A 1139-nucleotide genomic window follows, 5' to 3' on the forward strand; every position below is an offset into this window, starting at 1 on the left:
GATACGCGGTAAACGTTGCGGGCCCCGCCGAGGCGGGGCCCGCTCCGTCGCTGGCACTCCCCAGGCTCACGCGGAGGGGCGCGCCTTGCGGTAGAGCACCGCGCCCGCGAGCAGCGCGCCCGCGCCGGCCGGCAGGACGAGGCCCATCGGCAGCCCGCTGCCGGTGTGCGCGAGCTGCGCGGCGGGGGCGGCGGGCAGGTGGACGGCGGAGGCGCCCGCCGGCGTCGCGTGGTGCGAGGTGGACGGCACGCCCTCGGGGGCGGACGAGTCGGACCGTCCGGGCCCGCCCGGCTTGCCGGGGCCCTGGTGCCCGGGCCCGCCCGGCGTCCCGTGGCCGCGGGACGGGAGCGTGTGGGCGTCGGAACCGCTGCCGTTGGCGCAGTCGTTGCCGAACGACGGGTTGAGGATGCCGACGACGTCGACGCTGTTGCCGCACACGTTCACCGGCACGTCGATCGGCGCCTGGACCTGGTTGCCGGAGCCGACGCCGGGCGATCCACCGGTGTACCCGCCCGCGTGCGCTCCTCCGGAGCCCCCGTGCGCGCCGGAGCCGCCATGGTTTCCGCCGTGGCTTCCACCCTGGTTCCCGCCGTGGTTTCCGCCCCGGCCGCCACCGCCCTGGTGGTCGCCGTATCCGCCCTGGTGGTCGCCGTATCCGCCGGACTGCGCGCCGCCGCCCCGGTGGGCGCCGTACCCGCCGGACCTCGCGCCGCCGCCCTTGTTGGCGCAGGAGTTGCCGAAGGCCGGGTTGAGCGCCCCGATGATGTCGACGGTGTTGCCGCAGATGTTCACGGGGACGTTGACCGGAGCCTGCACCGAGTTGCCCGACAGAACGCCGGGCGAGTCCGTGGCGGCGCCGTTCGCGGCGGAGTCGGCGTGGGCGTAGCCGCTCGCTGCGGCGATCACCCCCGTCGCCGCCGCCACGGTCATAAGGCTTTTGCGGGTGACCTGTCGCATTGCTGAATCCCTGTCTTTCAATCTCGTCACGCGTCCCGAATTGCCCGCATCATGGCAGCTGTTCGATTCATCTCGGGCTTTTCGACTTCTTCGGCTTTTCCTTCGGGAAAAAAGACCGGTCGGGCCCCGGGGGGCGGGGGCGCGCGCCCGGGGCCCCGGGGGGGGGGGGCCCACCCCGCGGG

General features: G+C 74.8%; 1 protein-coding gene. It reads right to left on the reverse strand.

The window, feature by feature from the left end; genetic code table 11:
• Nucleotides 1-66: 66 nt before the first annotated feature.
• A complete protein-coding gene (locus tag ACFWBB_RS42630; protein WP_385284712.1) occupies nt 67-957 on the reverse strand; it encodes a chaplin in 891 nt (296 codons plus the stop codon).
• Between the last annotated feature and the right edge of the window lie 182 nt (nt 958-1139).

The organism is Streptomyces sp. NPDC060000, assembly GCF_042737375.1.
Classification (GTDB): Bacteria; Actinomycetota; Actinomycetes; order Streptomycetales; family Streptomycetaceae; genus Streptomyces.